A 22,025-nucleotide genomic window follows, 5' to 3' on the forward strand; every position below is an offset into this window, starting at 1 on the left:
CGCCAAGCATGGCGGCGCCCGCCGCCCTCACGCCACAGTCTTCACCAGAGAGCGGTAGTCGAGCTGGCGGTGGAACCAGTAGGCGTAGCCGCCGATCGACTTCTGCATCGCGACGTTGAGGTAAGGCTGGAACAGCGGGATGCGCGGCGCGTCGTCATAGGCGATCTCGATCATCTTTTTGACTGACGCTTCGTAGGTCGCCTTGTCGCCGCTCGCGGCGGCGGCGCGCGCGGCGTCGACCTCCTTGTCAAGCGCCGGGTTCTTGTAGGCCATCGTGTTGAACACGGCGTTCTGGCCGTGATAGGCCCAGAAGAAGAAGTATTCGGGATAGTCGAGCCAGCCCGAGAAGAAGTTGATCATGAATGGCATCGACTTCTTGGCCATCTCGCCGCGCCAGTTCGCGCCGGGCACCTTCTCGATCGCGGCCTTGATCCCGATCTGGGCGAGGCTCTCCTGGATGAGCACGGCGACGGGCTCGCCCACGACGCCCTGTCCGAGATCGAAGGAGAGCCTGGTCTCGAAGCCTTCCGCGAGGCCGGCCTCGGCGAGCAGCGCCTTGGCCTTGGCGATGTCCGTCGTGTAGGCGGCGGGACGCGGCCAGCTGAGATCGTCCGGCTTGTTGGAGGCCGCGCCGAACAGCGGCTTCGCCTCGCCGAACAGAACCGCGTCCATGATCTTCTGGTAGGGGATCGCATAGGCGATCGCCTGCCGGACCTTGACGTTGTCGAAGGGCGGCTTGGTGACGTTCATCTCGATCGACCACATGCCGTTCGAGATCGGCGTCGAGGCGACCGCGACCTTCCCGGCCTTCTTCATCTCGGAGAAGTCCTTCGCCGGCAGGTCGAAGGAGACGTCGGCGTCGCCGCGCTCGACCAGCGCGCGCCGGTTGCCGGCGGAGGGGATCGTGCGCCAGATCACGCGCTTCAGGTCGGGCAGGGGACCGCTCTTCCAGTCGTCGTAGCGGGCGTAGACGACCTCGGCGCCGGGCGTCCATTTGGCGACTTTGAAGGCGCCGCCGCCCGCGACGTTGTTCTTGGTGTAGTCGAGGCCCCAGGGGTCCTTCTCGGTCGCGTTCTTCTTGACCAGCGCCGAGTTGAACACCGCCGGCACGATCACGGCGATGTCGGGAAGCGTCAGTGCGTCGGGCCGGACGAACTCGACCCGGAAGGTGTGGTCGTCGACCGCGGAGAACTGCTCCGGCTTCAGCAGGCTGCCAGCGGCCATCTGGGTGGTGGGGAAGCCGCCCACCGTGACGGCTCGGTCGAAGGACCATTTGACGTCGGCCGCCGTGACCGGCGTTCCGTCATGGAACTTGGCGTCCTTGCGGAGCTTGAACGTGATGCCCTTGTCGTCGGCCTGCCAGCTCTCGGCGAGCTCCGGCGCGATCACGTCCTTATCGTAGGAGCGAGATCCGTCGGGGAGCGTCTTGATCCCGTAGGTGACGAGCCGGTCATAGCAGTTCCAGGCCGCCTCGTAGCCGGGCCGGTTGGCGCCGACGCCGTGGATGTCGAGATTGTTCGGCCCGTTCTCGGAGATCAGCAGCAGCGTGTCCTGCTTGGCGCCTTGCGCGAAGGCGCGCGCCCAGGGGAGGCCTGAGCCGAGAAGCCCGGCGGCTGCGGCGGACGAGGCGGAAGCAAGGAATGCGCGGCGGTCCATGGCGTGTCTCCCGGCTGCGCTCTGAGGATGCCCCGATATTGTATGCAATATGCAAAAATTGCATGCTTAAATGCTTAGCAAGCGTGCACAAAGAATAGAGTGCATACGCTTTAGGCTTGTGCAGGTCGCCGATGCGGGCCATCGTTTTCAGGCAGCGGAGCCCCCCAAATGGTGTTTCTCGACGATCGCACCCGCGCCGACCGCCTGGTCGCCGACGTCTCGCAGGACATCATCGACGGCGCCTTCGCGCCCGGCGAACGGCTCGACGAACTGTCGCTCGCCGAACGCTACGGCGTGTCGCGAACGCCGGTCCGCGAAGCGCTGAGGCGGCTCGCCTCCAGTGGGCTGGTCGACGTGCGGCCGCGCCGCGGAGCTGTCGTTGCAAGCATCACGCCAGCCAAGCTCGCCGAGCTGTTCGGCGCGATGGCCGAACTCGAGGCGACCTGCGCGCGGCTGGCGGCGATCGGCATGAGCCCGCTCGAGCGCCGCCGCCTCGAGGATTTTCACGCTTCGATGGCGCCACTCGCCGACGCGGACGACGCCGACGGCTTCGCGGCCGCGAACCTCACCTTCCACTCCCAGATCTACGCCGGCGCCCATAATGGGCACCTGGCCGAGATCGCGGCGGGCCTCAGGGCGCGGCTGCTGCCCTATCGCCGCGCCCAGTTCCGCACGCCGGGCCGGCTGCCGCGCTCGCATGCCGAGCACGGCGTGGTGGTGGCCGCGATCCTCGCCGCCGACGCCGCCGAGGCGCATACCGCGATGCTGCGGCATGTGAGCCTCGTTGAGGATTCGTTCGAGCGCCTCGCCGCGCTTCAGCCGGCGACGCGGCGGGCCGTCCGCGCGTAGCCAGTTCGCCAGCAGGACTTCGTCAGCGCCGGCGCCTGACCGGCCGCCAGCTCGCGACCGCCTGGCTTCTCGGCAGCATTGGGATGTTCCGTGCACGGCGAACCGCCGCAGGCGGGCTTTGACTTGAACGACCCGCGCCTCATCTAAATTTCAGATCGTGAAATATTGCTCTGCAATATGAAATTTGGTTGACCTATCGGCTCATCAGCCTTTTGATAGGAGGCATGGGACCCGTGCTCCTCTCCGACGCCGATCTGGACAAGGCCGCCCCCGCGGCGCCGGTCGCGCTGCGGCCGACGGCGATCCAGTCCGTCGACCGCGCGCTGACGCTTCTGGAGCTGATCGCCTCGGCGGGCGGCGACGTCGGACTGAACGAGCTTGCGGCGCGGGCCGAGCTCAACCCCTCGACCTGCCATCATCTGCTCGCGACGCTCGCCCAACGCGGCTATGTGGCGAAGGCGCCGGGGCGGCGCTACCGGCTCGGCTCCCGGATGCTGGCCTTCAGCCAGGCCTGCCTGCGCCAGGTCGACCTGCCGCAGCGCGCCGCGCCCTATCTCGAGAAGATCAACGAGGCGACCGGCGAGACCGTGCATCTCGCGATCCTGCAGGGCGACGAACTGATGACCGTCGCCAAGCGCGACGCGCGCCACGCCGTCCGGGTCGACGCCGGCACCGTCGGCAAGAGCGACGCCGCGCACGCCACCGCCACGGGGAAGGCGATTCTTGCCTGGCTGCCGGAGCCCGAGATCGAGCGCATCGTCGCGGCGCGGGGGCTTCGGGCCTTCACGCCCAACACCATCACGACCTTCCCGACGCTGATCGAGGAGCTGCGCTCGGTGCGGCGCGAGGGTTTCGCGATGGACCGCGAGGAGTTCCAGCCCTTCGTGGTCTGCGTCGGCGCGCCGATCCGCGACCTAACGGGCGCGGTGGTCGGCTCGATCAGCGCCTCGACCCCCGTGTTCCGCGCGACCGAGGAGCACCTGACGCTGATGCGCGCGGAAGTGGTCGGCGCGACCCGACTTCTGTCGGACGAGCTTGGACACGCCGCGGCCGCCTGAGCCGCTGACAGATCACGCGGCCCGGCCAACGGGCCCGACGGAAACGATGACCTCGAGGAGTTCGCCATGCGCGCTGAAGGCGTGAAGACCGACCCGAACTATCCGATCCCGGAGACCATGAAGGCCTGGGTCCTTGGCGATCCCGACCAGCTGACGCTCGCCGACAAGCCCGTTCCGACACCGAAGAAGGCCGAGGTGCTGGTCCGGATCGACGCCGTCGCGATCTGCGCGACCGATCTCGAGATCATCCACAAGGGTCCGCCCGCCCAGATCCAGGGCGGCCTGCCGTTCAACAAGAACTTCACGCCGGGCCACGAATATATGGGCACCGTCGTCGCGCTCGGACCGGGCGTCGACGAGTACCGGATCGGCCAGCGCGTCACGGTCGAGATCCATGCCGGTTGCGGGCAGTGCAAGCGCTGCCGCGAGGGCATGTACACGGCCTGCCACAATTACGGCCTGAACTATGGCGACCGCGACAAGGGCCACCGCGCCAATGGCTTCACCACCGACGGCGGCTTCGCCGAATATGCGGTCAACAACATCAACACGCTGGTGCCCGTCGCCGACACGATGTCGGACGAGGAGGCGACGCTTGTCGTCACCGCCGGCACCGCGATGTACGGCCTGACCGAGCTCGGCGGCTTGGTGGCGGGCGAGAGCGTCGCGGTGCTCGGCCCCGGCCCGATCGGCCTCCTAGGCGTCGCGGTCGCCAAGGCGCTCGGCGCCCAGCCCGTGATCCTCACCGGGACCCGCGACAACCGGCTCGAGATGGGCCTCGAGCTCGGCGCCGATCACGTCATCAATGTGAGGAAGGAATCCGACGTCGTCGGCAAGGTCCGCGAACTCACCGGCGGCAAGGGGCTCGACTATGTGGTCGAGTGCTCCGGCGCGCCGGACGCCATCAACGAGGCCGCGAGGATGCTGAACCGCGGCGGCAAGATCTGTCTCGCGGCGTTCCCGCACGAGCCGACGCCGATCGACGTCGCCTATCTCGTGCGCAACAACATCTACCTCTACGGCATCCGCGGCGAGGGCAAGAGCGCGACCCACCGCGCCGAGGCCTTCATGGCCCAGAAGCGGTTCGACGCGACCAAGATCCACACCCACACCTTCCCGCTCCAGGACCTGCCGACGGCGCTGAAATACGCCCGCGAGCGGATCGAGGACGCGATCAAGGTGGTGGTTAAGACGCGGTCAACCGAAGCCCATCGGATCGCCGCCGAGTGATCCCGAGGGGCCGGGCGCGGGTCGCTTCATCCCGCGCCTGTCCCGCCGGCCTTCGACGCCGAACCGCCATCGCGAAGACGCCGACGCCCAGGAGCGATCCGTGCTGACCTGCGACGACTATCTGATCCCGACCTCGCTCGACGACGCGCTCGAGCTGATGACGCGGCATTCCGGCCGCCAGCGCATCGTCGCGGGCGCGACCGACATCCTGCCCTGGGCGCGCGAGGGCCGGGCCGGCGACGTGCATGTCGAGCATCTGATCGACATATCGAAGGTCGCTGAGCTCAACGAGGTCTCGTTCGGCAAGGGCCGGGTGCGCCTCGGCGCCGCGACGCCGTTCCAGCGCTTCCTCGACCGCGACGATCTCGTGAAGGCGCTGCCCAACATGCGCCACTGCGCGATCTGGTTCGCGGACGACCAGATCCGCGAATGCGCCACCGTCGGCGGCAATCTCGCCAACGCATCGCCCGCGGCCGACGGCACGCCGCCCTTCCTGGCGCTCGACGCCGAGATCGAGCTTGCGCGCCGTGAGGACGGTCGGACCGTGCGCCGGCGGATGCCGCTGTCGCAGTTCATCACCGGCCCCGGTGGCAACCAGCTCGTCACCGACGAGCTGATCGTCGCGATCGAGTGCGACGCGCTGCCGGACTATGGCGGGTCGTTCGAGAAGGTCGGCCACCGCCGCTCGCTGGTCATCGCGGTCGCCTGCGTCTCCGCGCTCGTCTCGATCGACCGCAGCGGCCGCCATTTCGACGACGTGCGGCTCGCGGTCGGAGGCGTCGGGCCGAAGGCGCTCCGGCTCGCCGACGTCGAGGCGCTGCTGCGCGGCGCGCCGATCGAGGCCGGCGTCATCGACGAGGCGTCGCGGCTGCCGCTCGACCTCGTCCAGTCCCGCACCCGGCAGGCCTACCGGCGCGAGGTGTTCCGCGGCTTCGTCTCGCGGGCGCTCGCGGGCGCAGCGCGCGACGCCGGCGCCGAAATCGACGCCGTCGAGGCCGAACTCGAGGTTCACCACCATGCCTGACATGATCGTCGAGGCCACCGTCAACGGCCGCAAGATCAAGAAGATCGCCCAGACCCACCAGCGTCTGCTGGACTTCGTGCGCGAGGAGCTCGAGCTCACCGGCACCAAGGACGGCTGCGGCGCCGGCGAATGCGGCGCCTGCTCGATGTTCGTCGACGGGCGGCTGGTGAAGTCCTGCCTCGTGCCGGTCGGCAAGGCGCAAGGGTCCGAGGTCGAGACCATCGAGGGCCTCGGCCGCACCGGCGAGCTCTCGGTGATGCAGAAGGCCTTCCACAAGGCCGGGGCCAGCCAGTGCGGCTACTGCATCCCCGGCATGGTGATGGCCGCGACGGCGGCGATCCGCGTCAACCCGGCGGTCGGCGACGAGGAGATCAAGGAGCGCCTCGGCGGCAACATCTGCCGCTGCACCGGCTACCAGAAGATCTTCGACGCCGTCGGCCTCGCCCGCGACGTGATGAACGGGCGTCTGCCCGCGACCGCGCTCGACGAGGACGCCGCGGAGGGCGGCCGCTACATCGGCGCGAACGTCCGCCGCCTCGACGCGCCCTCCAAGGTCTCGGGCGCGCTGAAATACGCCGGAGACCAGGTCATGCCGCAGATGCTGCATGTCCAGGTGCTGCGCTCGCCGCACGCCCACGCCCGGATCGTGTCGATCGACACGTCCGAGGCCGAGGCCATGGAAGGCGTCGAGGCGGTCGTGACCTCGGCCGACGTGCCGGGCAAGGACGGCTTCGGCGTGTTCGTGCACGACCAGCCGATCATGGCGCGCGGCAAGGTCCGCTATGTCGGCGAGGCGATCGCCGCGGTCGCGGCAGAGGACCTGCTGACCGCCAAGCGCGCGCTCCAGAAGATCAGAATCGAGTGGGAGCAGCTGGCCGGCCTGTTCGACCCGGACGAGGCCATGCAGGCCGGCGCGCCGGTGGTCCACGACTACGCGCCCGACAACCTCGTCAAGCACATCCCGATCCGCAAGGGCGACGTCGAACGGGGCTTCGCCGAGGCCGACCTCGTCATCGAGGAGCGCTTCGAGACCCAGCAGGTCGAGCACGCCTATCTCGAGCCGGAGGCAGGCATCGGTTACGTCGATCCGGACGGCGTCGTCACGATCGTCTCGCCCAGCCAGAACATCACCCATCACCGCCATATGCTGGCGGAGATCCTGGCCATGCCGATCAACAAGGTCCGCTTCGTCATGAGCCCGGTCGGCGGCGGCTTCGGCGGCAAGGAGGACATGATCTACCAGGGCATGCTGGCCCTGCTGGCGATCAAGTCGCGCCGCCCGGTGAAGCTCGTCTTCACCCGCGAGGAATCGATCGCGACCACGGCCAAGCGCCACCCGTCGCGCACCTCCTACCGGATGGGCCTGACGAACGACGGCCGCATCGTCGCGAGCGAGATCCGCGTGATCTATGACGGCGGCGCCTATGGCATGTCGACCGAGGGCGTGATCCGGAAAGGCGCGATCCTGGCCGCCGGGCCCTACGCCGTGCCGAACGTCAAGATCGACACCTATGGCGTCTACACCAACAACACGCCGTCCGGCGCCTTCCGGTCCTTCGGCTCGCTGCAGACGCAGTTCGCGACCGAGTCGATGCTCGACATGGCGGCCGAGAACCTCGGCCTCGACCCGTTCGAGATCCGCCGCATCAACGCGATGCAGGCCGGCGACCTCACCCACACCAAGCAGGAGCTGAAGAGCGTCTCGCTGCTCCAGTGCCTCGACGGCGCCGAGAAGGCGTCGGGCTGGGAGACGGGCGCGCCCACGGTCCGCGGCGCGACCCGCGAAGACCTCGACGGCGAGGGCTGCAGAAAACCCTGCCGGCTTGGCGCGCGGTTCCACGCCGAAATTCCCGCCCCCAAGCTGAGCGAGGTGGCGTGATGGCCCTGAAGCGCGGACGCGGGGTCGCGGGCGGCTGGTACGGCATCGCCCGCACGGCCAGCATCGACCGGGCCTCGACCTGGGCGGAGCTCGACGACGGCGGCACCGCCAAGGTCGTGACCGGCGTGACCGAGATCGGCGAGGGCATCCTCACCGTGCTCGCCCAGATCGCGGCCGAGGAGCTCGGCGTCAGGCCCTGGGAGGTCACGATCGGCGACAACGACACGGCGCGCGCTCCGGAAGCCGCGCATGCCGGGGCGACGCGCCAGACCTACATGATCGGCAATTCGGTGGCGCTCGCCTGCCGCGAGGCGCGCCAGCGGCTCTACGAGCAGATGGCCGACCATTGGGGCGTCGAGGTCTCATCGCTCGCCTCGCGCGACGGCGAGATCTGGTCGGAAGGCTCCAACCACCGCTGCACGATGCGCGAGGCGGTCGACATCTCCAAGAAGCGCGGCGTCGTGCCGGTCGGCTCGGCGAACTTCACCGCCCACCACACCGGGCTCGACGGCCAGGACGGCTCGGGCCGCCCGTGGCAGGCCTATGTGTTCGGAGCCCAGGTCGCCGAGGTCGAGGTCGACACCATGACGGGCGAGGTCCAGGTGCTTGGCATCTGGGCCGCGCACGACGTCGGCCGCGCCGTCAACCCGAAGGGCGTCGAGGGCCAGATCGAAGGCGGCGTGGTGCAGGCCATCGGCCAGGGGCTGATGGAGCATTACGAGACCAAGGACGGCCGCACCACCACGCCCGGCTTCGCCAAATACATCCTGCCGACCGCGCTCGACGTGCCGAAGGTCACGAGCGTCATCGTCGAGGACCCGGATCCGATCGGCCCGCTCGGCGTGAAGGGCATCGGCGAGCCCGCAATGGTGCCCACCATCCCGGCGGTCATGAACGCGATCTACGACGCCATCGGCGTCCGCATCACCAGCCTGCCCGCGACCCCCGACAAGATCGTCGAGGCGCTCAGAAAGAAGAACGAGTCGGCGAAGGCCGTCCAGTCGGCCGCCTGATGAGGCGGACTTGACCCATCCGTTCCCTGGGGAGGGAAACCCATGATCGAAGCAGTGCCGCTGGACGCGCCGAAAGACCCGCAAGACCGCCAGACCTGGTGGGGCGTGAGGTTCCTGAAGAAGCTCTATGTACAGGTCATCGTCGCGGTGGTGATCGGCTCGCTGCTCGGTCATTTCGAGCCGCAGATCGCCCAGCAGCTGAAGCCGCTCGGCGACGTCTTCATCCGCGCGATCAAGCTGATCGTCACGCCGATCATCTTCCTCACCATCGTGGTCGGCATCGCCACGATGGGCGACATGAGGCGGATCGCGAGCGTCGGCCTCAAGGCGCTGATCTATTTCGAGGTGGCGTCCACCATCGCGCTGATCATCGGCATGATCGTGGGCAATGTCTGGCCCGTCGGGCAGGGCATCAACGCCGATCCGGCGACGCTCGATTCGGCGGCCGTGTCCGGCTACGTCACCAGCGCCAAGTCGATGACGCTGGTCGAGTTCCTCGTGAACATCATCCCGACCACCTTCGTCGAGCCCTTCGTCAAGGGCGAGATCCTGCCCGTGCTGTTCGTCGCGGTGCTGTTCGGGCTCGCGCTCTGCAAGTTCGGCGACAAGGTGAAGCCGCTGATCGGGATCCTGGAGCAGGTCTCGGCCGGCCTGTTCGGCATGGTCGGCATCATCATGCGCTTCGCGCCGATCGGCGCCTTCGGCGCGATGGCGTTCACCATCGGCAAGTACGGGCTCGGCACGCTGGTCAATCTCGGCGAGCTGGTGCTCGCGGTCTACATCGTCTCGATCCTGTTCGTGGTGATCGTGCTCGGCGGCTTCCTGAAGATCGCGGGCTTCAGCCTCTGGCGGGTGCTGTCCTACTTCAAGGACGAGATCCTGGTCGTGTTCGCAGCGACCTCGGCCGAGACCATGATCCCGCGCTCGATCCAGAAGCTCGAGCGGCTCGGCGTGAAGAAGGACGTGGTCGGCCTCGTGATGCCGACCGGCTTCTCGTTCAACATGGACGGCACGGCGATCTACATGACGATGGCGACGCTGTTCATCGCGCACGCCACCAATATCGAGCTCTCGCTCGGCCAGCAGCTGACAATCCTGTTCATCATGCTCTTCACCTCGAAGGGCGCGGCGGGCGTCACGGGCGGCGGCTTCATCGCCCTTGCGGCCACCATCCCGACCATTGGCGTGCTGCCGGTCGCGGGCCTGACGCTGCTGATCGGCGTCGACCGCTTCATGGCCGAGATCCGCGCGGCCACGAACCTCACCTCCAACATCATCGCGACGCTGGTGGTGGGCCGTTGGGTGGGCGCGGTCGACATGGAGCGGGCGAACGACATGCTCGCCCGTGGCCCGGAGGCCGACGCCGTGGCCGAGCGCGAGCAGGCCGAGGAGCGTCCGGCCCGCCCGGTCGAGCCGCTGCGGCCGGTCAACGTGGCGACCGCCTGACGATACGCAAGGAAAGAGACGCATCATGACGCCGACATCCGCCTCGATCGTCCGTCACCCCGCCTCCGTCGAGGCGGAGGCTCGGACGCCGGCTGCGGCCTCAGACATCGAGGAGCGGGCGCGCATCATCGCCCGCCATGGCGGGATCGAGCAGGCGCTCGCCGCGGGCGCGCTGCCGAAGCTCGTCCGCGCCAGTCTCTCCGAGGCGCTGGTCCTTGGTCTCCTCAAGCAGGGCGTGACCAAGTATCTCGCGATCTTCGGCCATGGCTCGACGGACCTCGGAGAGGCGCTCCGCATTTATGAGGAGGCCGGCGTCACGCGGACCTTCAACTGCCGCAACGAGGTCGCGATGGCGCACGCCGCCACCGCGCTCCGCTGGCAGTATGGCGAGCAATGCGCGGTCGTGACGTCGATCGGGCCCGGCGCCCTGCAGGCGATGGCGGGCTCGCTCGCCGCCGCCTCGAACGGCGTCGGCGTCTGGCACATCTATGGCGACGAGACGACCTTCGGCGAAGGCCCGAACATGCAGCAGGCCCAGCGGGCCGAGCAGAGCGTGTTCGGCAAGATCACCGAGCTGATGGGCGGCTCCTACGTGCTGCACACGCCCGAGGCGCTGCGCGACGCGATGCGCCGCGGCTCGGCGCGCGTGAACCATCCCTACAAGGCCGGCCCGTTCTACCTGCTGCTGCCGCTCAACACGCAGCCCGCGGAGTTCACGCTGAACCTCGCGGCGCTGCCCGGGCGCGTCGAGGCGCCGAAGCTCGCGCCGGCCGACGACGCCATGATCGAGGAGGCCGCGAAGGCGATCGCGGCCTGCGGGAAGGTGACGATCAAGGCGGGCGGCGGGACGCGGGGCCACGACGCCGCGATCCGCCGGCTCGCCGAGGCTGCAGGCGCCGCCGTGGCGCTGTCGCCGGGCTCGACCGGCGTGCTGCCCGACGCCCACCCGCAGAACATGCATGTCGGCGGCTCGAAGGGCTCGATCTCCGGCAATTTCGCGATGGAGACCGCCGAGCTGGTGATCGTCGCGGGCTCGCGCGCCGTCTGCCAGGCCGATTGTTCAGGGATCGGCTACAAGTCGGCTAAAGCCGTGATCAACATCAACGGCGATCTTGCCGACGCCTTCCATTACAACGAGACGCTCGCGCTTCTGGGCGACATTGGCGTGGTGGCGGAGCGGCTGGCCGACAGGCTCGAGGCGATCGGCGCGGCGGACGCGCCGGGGAAGCGCGACTGGCTCGCGGCCTGCGCGGCCAAGAAGGCCGAATGGTCCGCCTACAAGCGGGAGCGCTACGACGCCGCCCCGATCAAGGACGCGGTCTGGGGCCGCCCGGCGCTCGCGCAGCCCGCGGCGATCAAGATCGTGGCGGACTTCGCCAAGCAGATCGACGCCGCAAAGCTGTTCGACGCCGGCGACGTGCAGGCGAACGGTTTTCAGATCGTCGAGGACGACCGCTCGGGCGACACCTTCACCGAGACCGGCGCCTCCTATATGGGCTTCGCGACCAGCGGGCTCTTGGCGAGCGGGCTCGCCAAGAGCCCGCGCTACACGATCGCCTTCACGGGCGACGGCTCCTTCATGATGAACCCGCAGATCCTGATCGACGCCGTCGAGCACGGCGTGCGCGGCATGGTCGTGATCTTCGACAACCGCCGGATGGCCGCGATCACCGGGCTCCAGCGCGCGCAATATGGCCGCGAGTTCCGCACCAATGACGCGGTCGCGGTCGATTATGCGGCGCTCGCCGGCGCCGTCGCGGGCGTGAAGCCCGTCTTCGCCGGTTTCGACGCCGCCGGCCTCAAGTCGGCGCTCGAAGAAGCGCGCCGCCATGACGGGCTCTCGGTCGTCCACGTCCCGGTCTATGCCGGGGAGGATGAGCTCGCGGGTCTCGGCGCGTGGGGCCAGTGGAACGTCGGCAACTGGTGCGACGACGTCCAGCGCGAATGGCTCGAACAGGACATTTGAGGATCCATTTCATGTACGGCTATGACGATTTCGGCCTCTATATCGGCGGCGCCTGGGGGCCCTCCGGCGGCGGCCGGGTGAAGGAGGTCTTCGACCCGGCGACCGAGGAAGTGCTAGGGACGGTCCCCGACGCGACGCCCGAGGATCTCGACCGGGCGCTCGCCTCCGCCGAGCGCGGCTTTTCGGTCTGGCGGCGCGTCCAGCCCTGGGAGCGGGCCGCCAAGCTCCGCAAGGTCGCGGACCTGATCCGCGAGCGGATCGAGCCCTATTCCAAGATCATGTCGGCGGAGTCCGGCAAGCCGCTCGCCGAGAGCCGCGGCGAATGGGGCGCGACCGCCGACCAGTTCGAGTGGTACGCCGAAGAGACCAAGCGCATCTACGGCCAGCTCATCGAGGGCCGCGAGCCTGACGTCCGCTTGTCCGTCATCTACCAGCCGGTCGGCGTCGTGGCGGCGCTGTCGGCCTGGAACTTCCCGGCGCTGCTGCCGGCCCGCAAGGTCGCGGCCGCGCTCGGCGCCGGTTGCTCCGTCGTGCTGAAGCCCGCGGGCGAGACGCCAGCGACCGCCATGGCGATCGTCCAGGCCTGCGCCGACGCCGGCCTCCCGGAGGGCGCCGTGAACCTCGTCACCGGCAACTCCTCGAAGATCTCCGAGCACCTGATCCGCTCGCCGATCGTTCGAAAGGTGTCGCTCACCGGCTCCGTCCCGGTCGGCAAGCAGATCCTGAAGCTCGCGGCCGAGGGCGTGAAGAAGGTCTCGATGGAGCTCGGCGGCCACGCGCCCGTTCTGGTGTTCGACGACGCCGACGTGAGACAAGCCGCCGAGACGTCCGCCGCGACCAAGTTCCGGAACTGCGGGCAGGTGTGCATCTCCCCGTCCCGGTTCTTCGTGCATGAGCGGGTCTATGACGAGTTCGCGGACAGCTTCGTCGCGGCGGTGAAGAAGCTGAAGCTCGGCCGCTTCGACCAGGACGGCGTGAACCTCGGGCCGCTCGCCAACCAGCGCGGTCTCGACAACGCCAAGGCGCTGGTGGAAGACGCGGTCGACAAGGGCGCGGAATTGCTCGCCGGCGGCCAGCAGCCGGCCGGCTTCAACCGCGGCTATTTCTTCGAGCCGACGGTGCTCGGCCGCACGCCGGACGAGGCCCGCGTGATGATCGACGAGCCGTTCGGCCCGGTCGCGCCGCTCACCACCTTCTCGGATTTCGACGAGGTGATCTCCCGCGCCAACGGCGTGCCTTTCGGGCTCGCGGGCTATGTCTTCACCAAGAGCCTGCGCATGGCCGCGCAAGCCTCCGAGGCGCTCGAGGTCGGCATGGTCGGGGTCAACGACATGATGCTGGCCGCGGCCGAGATCCCGTTCGGCGGGGTCAAGGAGAGCGGCATGGGCCGCGAGGGTGGCTCTCTCGGGATCAAGGACTATCTCGAGCCGAAATATGTGAAGACGCGGCTTTAGGCTCCACGCTCATGTCCCGGCCTTGAGCCGGGACCCATAACCACCATGCTTGCAGGGGTAGCGCTCTTCGGCGCCGCGGGTTTCCCGCGGCGGCAGAGCTGATGGGTCCCGGCTCAAAGCCGGGACACGAGGATCGCGATCTACGCCCGACGACCGGAACGAAACAGAAGAAATGACCGACCAGACCCACGGCGTCGCCGGCGGCCTCACCAATTACGGCGACCGCGACTTCTCGATCTATCTCCGCCGCTCCTTCGCGCAGTCGATGGGCTATTCGCTCGACATGCTGAAGCGGCCGGTCGTCGGGATCGCTTACACGCCGAGCGGCTTCAACAACTGCCACCGGCACTTCCCCGAGATGCTGGAGGCGGTGAAGCGCGGCGTGATCGCGGCCGGCGGGCTGCCGCTCGAGTTCCCGACGATCTCGCTCGGCGAGGTGTTCCTGTCGCCGACCTCGCTGCGCTATCGCAACCTCATGTCGATGGACACCGAGGAGATGATCTCGGCCCAGCCGATGGACTCGGTGGTGCTGATGGGCGGCTGCGACAAGACGGTGCCGGCGCAGCTGATGGGCGCGGTGTCGGCCAACAAGCCCGCGATCCAGCTGATCGGCGGGCCGATGATGACCAGCCGCCACAAGGGCGAGCGTCTCGGCGCCTGCACCGACTGCCGCCGCTTCTGGGCGCAGTACCGCGCCGGCAAGATCGACGCCGAGGAGATCCAGACCGTCGAGGGCCGGCTCGCCACCACCGCGGGCACCTGCGCCGTGATGGGCACGGCCTCCACCATGGCCTGCCTCGCCGAGGCGCTCGGCATGATCCTGCCGGGAACGGCCGCGATCCCTGCCGTCCACGCCGACCGGCTGCGCGCCGCAGAGGCGACCGGCATCGCGGCGGTCCGGCTGATCGGCGCCCCGATCCGGCCGAAGCAAATCGTCACCAAGGACTCGGTCGAGAACGCGATGCGCGTTCTGCTCGCGCTCGGCGGCTCGACCAACGCCATCATCCACCTGACCGCGATCGCGGGCCGGGCGGGCGTCGAGATCGACCTCGACCGCTTCAATGCGCTCTCGGACGAGACCCCCGTGCTGGTCGACCTGAAGCCGACGGGCCAGCACTACATGGAGGACTTCCATGCGGCCGGCGGCATGGGCGCGGTGCTGCGCGAGCTCCGTCCGCTGCTCAATCTCGACGTCATGACCATCACAGGCGAAACGCTGCGCCAGCGGCTCGACGCCGACGCCGAGAGCTGGGTCGACCGCTCGGTCATCGCTTCGCGCGAGGAACCTCTGGAGCCGGTCGGCGGCCTCGTTGCGCTGTTCGGCTCGCTCGCGCCGCGCGGCGCGATCCTGAAGCGCTCGGCCGCGGACAAGTCGCTGTTCGAGCGCGAGGGCAGGGCGGTGGTGTTCTCGTCGCTCGCCGACCTCGCGGCGCGGATCGACGACCCCGCGCTCGACGTTAACGCCGACGATTTCATGGTCTTGCAGAACGCTGGTCCCCATAGCGCCTCGGGCATGCCGGAGGCCGGCTACCTGCCGATTCCCAAGAAGCTCGCCGCCGCGGGCGTCAAGGACATGGTCCGCATCTCCGACGCCCGGATGAGCGGCACGGCGTTCGGCACGATCGTGCTGCATGTCACGCCCGATGCGGCCTCGGGCGGCCCGCTCGCCCTCGTGCGGAACGGCGACCGCATCAGATTGTCGGTCCGGGACCGGCGGATCGAGCTTCTGGTCGACGAGGCGGAGCTGTCCAGGCGCCGCCGGGAGCTCGGTCGCCATCAGGAGACGCCGCGCCGCGGATATGGCCGGCTCTACGCCAACCAGGTGCTCGACGCCGACGGCGGATGTGACTTCGCTTTCCTGAGATCGGAGGATCTCCCGGATCGTGGCGAAGCAACAGAGCTGTTAAAGGCTGGCTGATATTCAGCAGACGTCGTCAGTTTCATTATATGAAATTTCATATTGTCGAAGATCGTGTATCAAGAATGGTCTTCGATAATTGCAAATCTGCCACAAGTAGTGAGGAATATAGGAAAGTCGGCTGAATTGTTGGGTCGGCATGTTGCCTTGATCGGAAATTGGCTCGCAGAATACTCACCACTACGCACGTAAGCTGATCAACAGCGACAAGGCGGCCAAGAGCTGCCGGGCGCGACCGTCGCCGATGGGCGGGGCGACGCCAAGGGGGAAATCGCCATGAGACTGGTCAAGGGCCTCGCGCTCGGCTCCGCCGCCGCTTTCGTGATCGCGGGAGGCGTCGCCAAGGCGGCCGATCTGCCGGGCGCCGAGCCGGTCGACTACGTCAAGGTCTGCGACATCAAGGGCAGCACCGGCTTCTTCTACATTCCGGGCACCGAGACCTGCCTGCAGATCGGCGGCTTCGTGCGCTTCGAGGCGACCGAGGCGTTCAACCGCCATGGCGACGACGACACGGCCAACAGCTACGGCATGCGCACCCGCGCCCGCGTCTGGTTCGACGCGCGCACCGACACCGAATATGGAGCGCTGCGCACCTTCATCCGGCTGCAGTTCCAGCGCGACAGCGGCGCTCCCGGGACGGCCGGCTCGGCGTTTCCGCAGTTCGAAGGTGACGACTTCTTCTATGATCAGGCCTTCGTGCAGTTCGCAGGCCTGACGGCGGGCGTCACCGACAGCTTCTGGGATTTCAAGCCCTATCCGACCTTCGCGATCCCGTTCGTCTCCGACCGCACGCTGCCGCTCCTGGCCTACACGGCCAAGTTCGGAGACGCCTCGGCCAGCGTTTCGCTTGAAGACAAGACCTATCGCTATCGCGACGCGACCAACGCCGTGCAGAACGCCGGAACTGAGGCGCCCGACATCGTCGCCAACATCCGCGTCAAGCAGGGCTGGGGCGAGGCCCAGATCTCGGGCGTCGCGAGCTACATCAACCCGAAGAAGAACTTCGCGGATCCGCTGACGGGCGGTGTCGGCGGCGACAATGAATGGGGGTGGGGCGTCCAGGCCGGCGTGAAGTTGAACCTGCAGAGCGCCAACACCTCGGACGGCAAGGGCGACTATGTCTGGGGCCAGGCGGCCTACAATGACGGGGCCGGCTTCTCCTACGCCGGCGTCGGCGACCAGAATTTCGGCTCCGGCCGCACCCAGAACATCGCCAACTTCAACCCGGCGCGCGACTATCTGCTGATCGGCGGCGAGACCGAGAAGACCCGCATCTTCAACGCCAATCTCGGCGTCCTGCACTACTGGGCGCCGCAATGGCGGTCGGCCTTGCACGCGACCTTCATCGACGTCGACTATCGTGGCGTCGACGCCGACTGGCGCACGGGCGCGATCATCGGCAACCTGATCTGGACGCCGGTCAAGAAGCTCGATATCGGCGCCGAGCTCTCCTACGTCAACAACATGCGCAAATCGAAGGTCGCCTATTCGGGGACCTCGGAAGACGATTCCTTCGTCGGCCGCATCCGGGTCCAGCGCGACTTCTAAGCCGGCTTCCCAACCACGGCGCCGAGCCGGCACCGAAGAGCGCAGGGCGGCCTCCGGCCGGCCGCGCGGCTGAGGTGACAGCCTCGCTTCAAGCCGCCCGGCCGGTCGCTTCTTTCGATTTCCCAATCGCGACGCGGGCCGCTTCCGCGGCGCCTGTCATGCCGCTGTCTTCGACGCAGCTTACGCTCCCGAAGGTCGCTGGCGTCCGCCGATCTCGCGATCGGAGTCGTGCGGCCGTGATCTTCGACGCGACGGAATGCTCCGGGCTCAATCGTTGAGCACGAGCTGCCGGTTCAGGAAGAGCGACGCCAGCGTGCAGAGCGCGCCGGACAGCAGATAGGCGCCGACCCATGCGAGGCCGAATTCGGTCGCCACGACGAGCGCCACGAGCGGCGCGAAGCCTGCGCCGATCAGCCAGGCGAGGTCGGAGGTCAGCGCCGCGCCGGTGTAGCGGTTCCGGCTCGTGAAGTTCGACGTCAGCGCGCCCGAGGACTGTCCGAAGGCGAGGCCGAGCAGCGCGAAGCCGATCAGCATATAGGCCACGTCGCCGGCGATCCCCGATCCCAGCATGGACGGCGCGATGAAGCTGTAGACCGCGATCAGGCAGGCGCAGACGCCGATGAGCCGACGCCGGCCGATCCGGTCCGCCAGCGCGCCCGACGCCACGATCGCGAGCGCGCCGACGACCGCGCCCGCCATCTCGATCACCAGGAACTGGCCGGCGGGCAGCTCGCTGAACAGCGTGACCCAGGACAGCGGAAAGATCGTCACGACGTGGAACAGCGCGAAGCTCGCGAGCGGCGCGAAGGCGCCGATGATCACGTTGGGGCCCTGCTCGTGCAGCAGCTCGAGGATCGGCCGGGGGTTGAGCTCGCGGGTCTCGAGCTGCTGCGAATAGGCTTCGCTGAGCACCAGCCTCAGCCGAGCGAACAGCGCCACGACATTGACCGCGAAGGCCGCGAAAAACGGATAGCGCCAGCCCCAGTCGAGGAAGTCGGCGGGCTCGAGATAGGCGACCAGGAAGGCGAACAGGCTGCTCGCGAGCAGGAAGCCGAAAGGCGCGCCGAGCTGCGGCATCATCGCGTACCAGCCGCGCCGGCCGGCCGGCGCGTTGAGCGACAGCAGCGAGGCGAGGCCGTCCCAGGCGCCGGCGAGCGCGAGACCCTGGAAGAAGCGCAGGATCGCGAGCAGCACCGCGGCGGCGTGCCCGATGCTGTCATAGCCCGGCAGGAAGCTCATCGCGGCGGTCGAGGTGCCGAGCATGAACAGCGCGATCGTCATCTTCACGCCGCGGCCGTAGATCCGGCCGATGGTCATGAAGATCACCGAGCCGATCGGCCGTGCGATGAAGGCGAGCGAGAAGATCGCGAAGGAGTAGAGCGTCGCCGTCAGCGGCTCGGCGTAGGGGAACAGCAGCTTCGGGAACACCAGCACCGAGGCGATGCCGTAGACGAAGAAGTCGAAGAACTCCGACGAGCGGCCGATGACGACCGCGAGCGCGATCTCGCCGGGCGCCACCTTGCCGTGGCTCTCGACCTTCCCCGACGCGGGCGCGCCCGATTGCATCGCGATGTCTTGGCTCATCTATCGAACGCTCCAGAGAGCTTCCTGCGGGACGCGGCGCGCCCGACTTTCAGAACCAGACGCGCCCGCGGACGACTGGTCAACCACCGCTCGCGGATCAGCAGGGGCCCGGCTCTGAGCGGCTTGTTACCGCCGCGCGGAGAGACCGGCGATAGGACAAACGGTCCAATGTCGCGGGGCGTCCAACCGGCGTAGGGCGACGGCGAAACGTCCGCTCCGTCAACGGATTTGCCGACCTTGCGCGCAATCAAGAGACTGGCCTTACTCCCGCTGCTGCTCGCCCTGGCCGGCTGCAACTGGGTGGTCATGAACCCGTCGGGGGACATCGCGAACCAGCAGCGCGACCTGATCCTGATTTCCACCGCGCTGATGCTGCTGATCATCATTCCGGTGATGGCGCTCACCGTGCTGTTCGCCTGGCGCTACCGGCAATCCAACAAGGACGCGGTCTACGACGCCGAATGGCACCACTCGACCAGGCTCGAGGTGGTGATCTGGGCCGCGCCGCTCGTGATCATCATCGCGCTTGGCGCGATCACCTGGATCTCGACCCACCTGCTCGACCCCTACCGGCCGCTGTCGCGGATCGACGCCGCGCGGCCGATGCCGAAGGACGCCAAGCCGCTGAACGTCGAGGTGGTCGCGCTCGACTGGAAGTGGCTGTTCTTCTACCCCGACTACGGGGTCGCGACAGTCAACGAGCTCGCCGCGCCGGTCGACGCGCCGATCCACTTCAAGATCACCTCGTCAACGGTGATGAACTCGCTGTTCATCCCGGCGCTCGCCGGCCAGATCTACGCCATGCCCGGCATGGAGACGAAGCTCCACGCCGTCATCAACAAGCCCGGCGACTATGAGGGCTTCTCGGCGAACTACAGCGGCGCCGGCTTCTCGGACATGCGCTTCAAGTTCCGCGGGCTCGACGCCGCCGGCTTCGAGGCCTGGATCAAGCAGGCGCGCGACGCCGGCGGCATGCTCGACCGCGCGGTCTACACCGAGCTCGAGCGCCCGAGCGTCGCCGAGCCCGTCAAGCGTTGGTCCTCGGTCGAAGGCGGACTCTACGACGCGATCCTGAACCGCTGCGTCGACCGGGCGAAGATGTGCGCCAAGGACATGATGCGCGTCGACGCCCAGGGCGGCGGCGGCAAGGAAGGGACGGGCGCGGTGCTCGCTTTCGAGAAGCCGGACGCCTCCGGCGCGGCGACGCCGAAGCGGTTCGTCTCCGCGGTCGCCTGCACCACCGCGGCGCCGCGCGACGGCGAGACGGCCGAGACGCCGATCCCGGCCCCGATCGGCCGCCGCGCCGAAGCTTCGACGATGACCTCGATCTTCGCGCTCGCGCGCGGCGACGACCTTCCCGCCCGGCCCGCGGCCGGCGGCAGACCCGAGTGATCCCATGACGCCCGCCCCGACCTCCGAAAGCGTCCTGTTCGGCAAGCTCTCGCTCGCCGCCCTGCCGCTACACGAACCGATCCTGGTCGCGACCTTCGCGGTCGTGGCGCTCGGCGGCGTCGCGATCCTCGGCGCGCTCACCTACTACCGCGTCTGGGGATACCTCTGGCGCGAGTGGATCACCTCGATCGACCACAAGAAGATCGGGATCATGTACATCATCCTCGCGCTCGTCATGCTGCTGCGGGGCTTCTCCGACGCCATCATGATGCGCCTCCAGCAGGCGATCGCCTTCGCGGGCGCCGAGGGTTATCTGCCGCCGCACCACTACGACCAGATCTTCACCGCCCACGGCGTGATCATGATCTTTTTCGTGGCGATGCCGTTCATCACCGGCTTCATGAACTACCTGGTGCCGCTGCAGATCGGCGCGCGCGACGTGGCGTTCCCGTTCCTCAACAATTTCAGCTTCTGGATGACGGTCGGCGGCGCCGTGCTGACGATGATCTCGCTGTTCGTCGGCGAGTATGCGGCGACCGGCTGGCTCGCCTATCCGCCGCTGTCGGGGCTCGCCTCGAGTCCGGGGGTCGGCGTCGACTACTACATCTGGTCGCTGCAGGTCGCGGGCGTCGGGACGTTGCTGTCGGGCGTGAACCTGATCGCGACCATCGTGAAGATGCGCGCGCCCGGCATGACGATGATGCGCCTGCCGGTGTTCACCTGGACGGCGCTCTGCTCGAACATCCTGATCGTCGCCTCCTTCCCGGTGCTGACCGCCGCGCTCGCGCTGCTGTCGCTCGACCGCTATCTCGGCACCGCGTTCTTCACGAACGACTTCGGCGGCAGCGCCATGATGTACGTCAACCTCATCTGGATCTGGGGCCATCCGGAGGTCTACATCCTCGTGCTGCCGGCCTTCGGCATCTTCTCCGAGGTGGTCGCGACCTATTGCGGCAAGCGCCTGTTCGGCTACGCCTCGATGGTCTACGCGACCGTCGTCATCACGATCCTCTCTTACCTCGTCTGGCTGCACCACTTCTTCACGATGGGGTCGGGCGCGAGCGTGAATTCGTTCTTCGGCATCACCACGATGATCATCTCGATCCCGACGGGCGCGAAGATCTTCAACTGGCTGTTCACGATGTATCGCGGCCGCATCCGCTTCGAGCTGCCGATGATGTGGACCGTCGCCTTCATGCTGACCTTCGTCATCGGCGGCATGACCGGCGTGCTGCTGGCGGTGCCGCCGGCCGACTTCGTGCTGCACAACTCGCTGTTCCTGGTCGCGCACTTCCACAATGTGATCATCGGCGGCGTGCTGTTCGGCCTGTTCGCCGGCATCGCCTACTGGTTCCCCAAGGTCACCGGCTTCAAGCTCGACGTGTTCTGGGGCAAGGTGTCGTTCTGGTGCTGGGTCGTCGGCTTCTACTTCGCCTTCATGCCGCTCTACGTGCTCGGCCTGATGGGCGTCACGCGCCGGATGAACCGGTTCGAGGACCCCTCGCTCCAGATCTGGTTCGTGATCGCGGCCTTCGGCGCCGTTCTGATCGCCTTCGGCATCGGCGCGTTCCTGCTGCAGCTCTTCGTCAGCTTCCGGAAGCGCGAGCAGCTCAAGGACCTGACCGGCGATCCGTGGAACGGCCGCACGCTCGAATGGTCGACCTCGTCGCCGCCGCCGGCCTACAATTTCGCCTTCACGCCGGTGGTCCACGACCTTGACCCGTGGTGGGACATGAAGCGGCGCGGCTATGTCCGCCCGACCGAGGGCTTCATCCCGATCCACATGCCGAAGAACACCGGCGCGGGCGTCGTGCTCGCGGGTCTCAGCGTGGTCTGCGGCTTCGGGCTGATCTGGCACATCTGGTGGCTGGCCGGCGCCGCCTTCGTGACGATCGTCGTCTCGGCCATCGTCCACACCTTCAACTACGCCCGCGACTTCCACATCCCGGCCTCCGAGGTGACGGAGACCGAGAACGGGCGCACGCGCATGCTCGCGGCGGGGGTCTGA

The 22,025-nt window shown here is 68.0% G+C and carries 15 protein-coding genes; 13 read left to right on the plus strand and 2 right to left on the minus strand.

The features are described from left to right. Positions 1–27 precede the first annotated feature (27 nt). Positions 28–1,656 carry an ABC transporter substrate-binding protein gene (locus EK403_RS13900; RefSeq protein ID WP_128778081.1) on the minus strand — a complete coding sequence of 543 codons (1,629 nt, stop codon included), beginning with the start codon at positions 1,654–1,656 and terminating at the stop codon, positions 28–30. Between the two features lie 168 nt (positions 1,657–1,824). Here EK403_RS13900 and EK403_RS13905 point away from each other — a divergent pair, with 168 nt between their 5' ends. The 11 genes from EK403_RS13905 (at position 1,825) to EK403_RS13955 (ending at position 17,041) form a co-directional block, all read left to right on the plus strand. Continuing rightward, positions 1,825–2,505: a GntR family transcriptional regulator gene (locus tag EK403_RS13905; RefSeq protein WP_128778082.1), complete on the plus strand. Its 681-nt coding sequence runs from the start codon at positions 1,825–1,827 to the stop codon at positions 2,503–2,505. Positions 2,506–2,729: 224 nt separating this feature from the next. Further along, positions 2,730–3,563: an IclR family transcriptional regulator gene (locus EK403_RS13910; RefSeq protein ID WP_128778083.1), complete on the plus strand. Its 834-nt coding sequence runs from the start codon at positions 2,730–2,732 to the stop codon at positions 3,561–3,563. Between the two features lie 66 nt (positions 3,564–3,629). Then, positions 3,630–4,793 carry a zinc-dependent alcohol dehydrogenase gene (locus tag EK403_RS13915; protein WP_128778084.1) on the plus strand — a complete coding sequence of 388 codons (1,164 nt, stop codon included), beginning with the start codon at positions 3,630–3,632 and terminating at the stop codon, positions 4,791–4,793. Between the two features lie 100 nt (positions 4,794–4,893). After that, entirely contained in the window at positions 4,894–5,817 is a 924-nt protein-coding gene (locus EK403_RS13920; protein WP_128778085.1) for an FAD binding domain-containing protein, read from the plus strand. Then, complete coding sequence (locus EK403_RS23645) at positions 5,810–7,696, plus strand: molybdopterin-dependent oxidoreductase (protein ID WP_128778086.1); 1,887 nt, start codon at positions 5,810–5,812, stop codon at positions 7,694–7,696. The genes EK403_RS13920 and EK403_RS23645 overlap by 8 nt, the downstream gene beginning before the upstream one ends. After that, on the plus strand, positions 7,696–8,709 hold the full coding sequence (locus EK403_RS23650; RefSeq protein WP_164919606.1) for a xanthine dehydrogenase family protein molybdopterin-binding subunit: 1,014 nt from the start codon (positions 7,696–7,698) through the stop codon (positions 8,707–8,709). The genes EK403_RS23645 and EK403_RS23650 overlap by 1 nt, the downstream gene beginning before the upstream one ends. Before the next feature lie 45 nt (positions 8,710–8,754). After that, positions 8,755–10,155, plus strand: coding sequence for a C4-dicarboxylate transporter DctA (gene dctA, locus EK403_RS13935; RefSeq protein WP_428979611.1), 1,401 nt, complete (start codon positions 8,755–8,757; stop codon positions 10,153–10,155). A 25-nt stretch (positions 10,156–10,180) separates the two neighbouring features. Further along, positions 10,181–12,121 (plus strand): thiamine pyrophosphate-dependent enzyme, encoded by a 1,941-nt coding sequence (locus tag EK403_RS13940; RefSeq protein ID WP_128778089.1) that lies wholly within the window; start codon positions 10,181–10,183, stop codon positions 12,119–12,121. 11 nt (positions 12,122–12,132) lie between these two features. Beyond that, positions 12,133–13,575, plus strand: coding sequence for an NAD-dependent succinate-semialdehyde dehydrogenase (locus EK403_RS13945; RefSeq protein ID WP_128778090.1), 1,443 nt, complete (start codon positions 12,133–12,135; stop codon positions 13,573–13,575). 172 nt (positions 13,576–13,747) lie between these two features. After that, the gene (locus EK403_RS13950; RefSeq protein WP_128778091.1) at positions 13,748–15,493 is read left to right on the plus strand and encodes a dihydroxy-acid dehydratase; all 1,746 of its coding nucleotides are present in this window, start codon (positions 13,748–13,750) and stop codon (positions 15,491–15,493) included. A 276-nt stretch (positions 15,494–15,769) separates the two neighbouring features. Beyond that, a complete protein-coding gene (locus EK403_RS13955) occupies positions 15,770–17,041 on the plus strand; it encodes a porin (RefSeq protein WP_128778092.1) in 1,272 nt (423 codons plus the stop codon). A gap of 267 nt (positions 17,042–17,308) precedes the next feature. On the opposite strand, the gene EK403_RS13960 is transcribed toward EK403_RS13955, so the two are convergent. Next, entirely contained in the window at positions 17,309–18,625 is a 1,317-nt protein-coding gene (locus tag EK403_RS13960; RefSeq protein WP_128778093.1) for an MFS transporter, read from the minus strand. Between the two features lie 306 nt (positions 18,626–18,931). On the opposite strand from EK403_RS13960, the gene cyoA reads away from it, so the two are divergent. Both cyoA and cyoB read left to right on the plus strand, forming a co-directional pair. Then, on the plus strand, positions 18,932–20,017 hold the full coding sequence (gene cyoA / locus EK403_RS13965; protein ID WP_428979612.1) for a ubiquinol oxidase subunit II: 1,086 nt from the start codon (positions 18,932–18,934) through the stop codon (positions 20,015–20,017). A 4-nt stretch (positions 20,018–20,021) separates the two neighbouring features. Next, positions 20,022–22,025: a cytochrome o ubiquinol oxidase subunit I gene (cyoB, locus tag EK403_RS13970; RefSeq protein ID WP_128778095.1), complete on the plus strand. Its 2,004-nt coding sequence runs from the start codon at positions 20,022–20,024 to the stop codon at positions 22,023–22,025.

Origin of the sequence: Hansschlegelia zhihuaiae, from assembly GCF_004103825.1 — a bacterium.
In the GTDB taxonomy this organism is placed as follows: Bacteria; Pseudomonadota; Alphaproteobacteria; order Rhizobiales; family Methylopilaceae; genus Methylopila; species Methylopila zhihuaiae.

Coding starts and splice junctions, on each gene's coding strand:
- EK403_RS13900 (WP_128778081.1), bottom strand. CDS start 1,656: ATGGACCGCCGCGCATTCCTTGCTTCCGCCTCGTCCGCCGCAGCCGCC.
- EK403_RS13905 (WP_128778082.1), top strand. CDS start 1,825: ATGGTGTTTCTCGACGATCGCACCCGCGCCGACCGCCTGGTCGCCGAC.
- EK403_RS13910 (WP_128778083.1), top strand. CDS start 2,730: ATGGGACCCGTGCTCCTCTCCGACGCCGATCTGGACAAGGCCGCCCCC.
- EK403_RS13915 (WP_128778084.1), top strand. CDS start 3,630: ATGCGCGCTGAAGGCGTGAAGACCGACCCGAACTATCCGATCCCGGAG.
- EK403_RS23645 (WP_128778086.1), top strand. CDS start 5,810: ATGCCTGACATGATCGTCGAGGCCACCGTCAACGGCCGCAAGATCAAG.
- EK403_RS23650 (WP_164919606.1), top strand. CDS start 7,696: ATGGCCCTGAAGCGCGGACGCGGGGTCGCGGGCGGCTGGTACGGCATC.
- EK403_RS13940 (WP_128778089.1), top strand. CDS start 10,181: ATGACGCCGACATCCGCCTCGATCGTCCGTCACCCCGCCTCCGTCGAG.
- EK403_RS13945 (WP_128778090.1), top strand. CDS start 12,133: ATGTACGGCTATGACGATTTCGGCCTCTATATCGGCGGCGCCTGGGGG.
- EK403_RS13950 (WP_128778091.1), top strand. CDS start 13,748: ATGACCGACCAGACCCACGGCGTCGCCGGCGGCCTCACCAATTACGGC.
- EK403_RS13955 (WP_128778092.1), top strand. CDS start 15,770: ATGAGACTGGTCAAGGGCCTCGCGCTCGGCTCCGCCGCCGCTTTCGTG.
- EK403_RS13960 (WP_128778093.1), bottom strand. CDS start 18,625: ATGAGCCAAGACATCGCGATGCAATCGGGCGCGCCCGCGTCGGGGAAG.
- cyoA (WP_428979612.1), top strand. CDS start 18,932: ATGAACCCGTCGGGGGACATCGCGAACCAGCAGCGCGACCTGATCCTG.
- cyoB (WP_128778095.1), top strand. CDS start 20,022: ATGACGCCCGCCCCGACCTCCGAAAGCGTCCTGTTCGGCAAGCTCTCG.